Here is a 2,948-nt window from a genome sequence, read left to right as displayed (position 1 = left end):
CCCGCCCGACCGGGCGCGACCGGGTCCAGGCCGTACTCGGCCGGCCCCAGGGCCAGGTGGACGCCGAGGCGAGCGCCCTCGGCGAGGCCTGCGGCCATGGATCGGGCCGCCTCCTCGGCGTCGCCCGGTGCGTCCCGCTCGGCCAGGACGAGCGCCCGCTCGCAGCGGGCACGTGCCAACCAGACCACCATGCCGCACGCCTCGGCCCGCTCGATCGCCCGGTCGAGGGAGGCCACCGCTCCGTCGAGGTCCCCCGTGGCGGCGAGGGCCAGGCCGAGCTGGCGGTGCAGGTGCCCGATCGACACCGCACCCATGCCGGTGACCCCGACGTGGCCGGCCACCGGGGCCAGCAGGTCGCGCAGCACCGCGGCCGCCTCCCGGTCGCCCAGGATCCACGAGACCTCGGCCAACTGCCCCACCGTCGTGTACCAGGTGGAATCGCCTCGGTTCCGCAGCTGGCCACCGTCGAACAGCGGGCCGTAGGCGGCGCGGGCGCCATCGTGGTCGCCGAGGGCCGTACAGCAGGAGGCGTGGGCGGTCAGCCACACCGGCATGGACGGGTACTCCTCGGCCATCATCGCCACCAGCGGGGCCACCTCGCCGAGCGTGCCCCGGTCGCGGGCGACCATGTACAGCTGGGCGGAGTGGGCCTGGAACGCGTTGCCGGCGTGGGCCGGCTCGCCGATGGCGACCGCCTCGGTCGAGAGCGCCTCGGTCCGGGCCAGGTCGCCGTCGAGCAGCGCGAAGTTGGCCTCGAGGAAGAGGTGGTAGGCGTCGTAGGCCGGGCGTCCGTAGGGCGCGATGTCCTTCCCCAGCCGGTCGACCTCGTCGCGGGCCTCCTCGTAGCGGTCGGCCTCGAGCAGATCCACCACGGTCAGGACGCGGCCGACGACGAGCAGCTCGGGCCACTGCGCCTCCTCGGCGGCGGCCACCATCGGGGGGCCGATCGCGAGGCGCTCCTCGAGCCCCTCGGGACCCGCCAGCGCGAGGCGTCGGGCCAGCAGCGAGAGGGCGCGGACGTCGGGCCGGTCCCCGCAGCGATCCGCCACCTCGAGGGCCTCCGCCGCCAGCGCGAGCTGCTCGTCGCGCTCCTCGCTGAAGTTGCGGGCGATCGAGGCGCAGGACAGCAGGGCGGCCCGCTCGGCCTCGAGGCCCGCTCCCAGCCCGTCGAGGGCCTCGTGCAGCAGGGCGATGAGGTCCTCGTCGACCCGCCCGAACGAGAAGCCGACGCCGGCCACCGACAGCGCCGACTCGAGCGCGCCCCGGGCGAGCAGCTCGGGGTCGCGCTCGGCCCGGGCGATGGCGGCGACCTGGTCGACGGCCTCCACGGCGGCGGGCCGGTCGCCGAGGTTGCGGCTGGCCGTCGCCACCAACAGGAGGGCCTCGGCGCGGAGCCGTCGGTCGTCACCGCTGGCCGGCGCCGTCCCCAGCACCTCGAGGGCTCGCCGGGCCCAGGTGCGGGCCTCCTCGTCGGCGAGCACCTGCAGGGCCGATGCCGCGGCGTCGATCGCAGCCCGGGCGGCCCGTCCCGTCGGGCACAGGCGGCCGGCGGCCAGGAGGTGCTGCGCCATGGTGTCGACCCGATCGTGCAGGTCGGGCCGGGCGGCCACCGCGTCGGCCACGGCCAGGTGCAGTTGGGCCTCGCGGTTGCGCGTGGTGCGGCCGATGAGGCCCTGTCGGACCAGCGCGTGCGGGAACGTGACCCAACCGAGGTCCTCGTCCTCCACGAGCAGCCCCGAGGCCACCGCCTCGTCGACCACGTCCAGCAGGTCGCCGGGCGCCATGCCGGTCACCGCGCCGAGGACACCGAGGTCCACCCGCAGCCCGATCACGGCCGCCGCGGCCAGGACCCGCGCCGCCGAGGGCTCCAGCGCGGCCAGGCGCTGGTCGAGGAGGTCGCGCACGGAGTCGGGGAGGTGGCGGGCGTCGATGGTGGCCAGGTCGACCTGCTGCTCGGCCAGCGACTCCACGAAGAACGGGTTGCCGGCGGTGCGGTCGCGCAAGCGGGCGGCGACCTCGTCGGGGACCTCGATGTCCAGCGATGCGAGGAGGGCGGCGACCTCGTCGACGCCGAAGCCCTCCACCTCCACCACGTCGAGCCGCCGGTCGCGTCGCAGGTCGGCAAGCAGGGCATCGAGCTCGGTGGTCGGCCGGCCGGCGGGGCGCCGGAGCGTGGCCACGACCAGGAGGCGGCCGGAGCGATCGGATCGCAGCAGGTGGTCGATCAGGGCGAGCGACGAGGCGTCGGCCCACTGCGCGTCGTCCACCACGAAGACGAGCGGTGCGCTCGTGGCCACCAGGCCGATGATGTCGGCGAGGGCCTCGTAGAGCTCGTAGCGCTCGGACCGGCTGGGTCCGGTGGGGGCGGTGGCCACGTCGGGCAGGAGCAGGCCGAGCGCCGGCCGGGGCTCCACGAGGGAGCGGACCCGCTCGGTGCTGACCGACCGCAGCGCGGTGCGGAGCGCCTCGACCGCCGGTTGGTAGGCGATGAGGTTCTCGGCCGTGCACCGCCCCCAGAGGACGTGGCCGCCGACTTCGTCGTGCACCCAGTGGGCGAAGCGCTGGGCCAGCCGGGTCTTGCCCATCCCCGGCTCGCCGGTCAGCGTGACCAGGCGGCGGTCGCCCTCGGCCACCGCGGACCACGCGGCCTGCAGCGCCGCCAGCTCGCCCTCGCGACCCACGAACTCGGAGCGGGCACGGCGCTCCGCCACGGCCGGCGGCAAGTCGAGCGGGCCACGGGGCGGACCAACGACGGGCGTGGCCTCGGGCGCCGGCGTGGAGGCCGCTGGCGCGGCGGAGGCCTCGGCGGCGACGGCAGCCGGACGCTCCGGCCCCGCCTCCACCTCGTGGAGGTCCAGCGACGGGTCCTGGTCGAGCACCGCGTCGGCCAGCCGGATCAGCTCCGGGCTCGGATCGAGGCCGAGCTCCTCGCCGAGGTGGCGGCGGGT

At 76.4% G+C, this 2,948-nt stretch carries 1 protein-coding gene; it reads right to left on the bottom strand.

What is annotated here, in order from left to right:
* The coding region (locus AC5JLB_RS22590) for an ATP-binding protein (protein ID WP_495876077.1) at positions 1-2,948 on the bottom strand (2,948 nt) is incomplete at both ends.

Source organism: Myxacorys chilensis (genome assembly GCF_059505265.1).
This window is presented reverse-complemented; position numbering and strand designations above follow the sequence as displayed.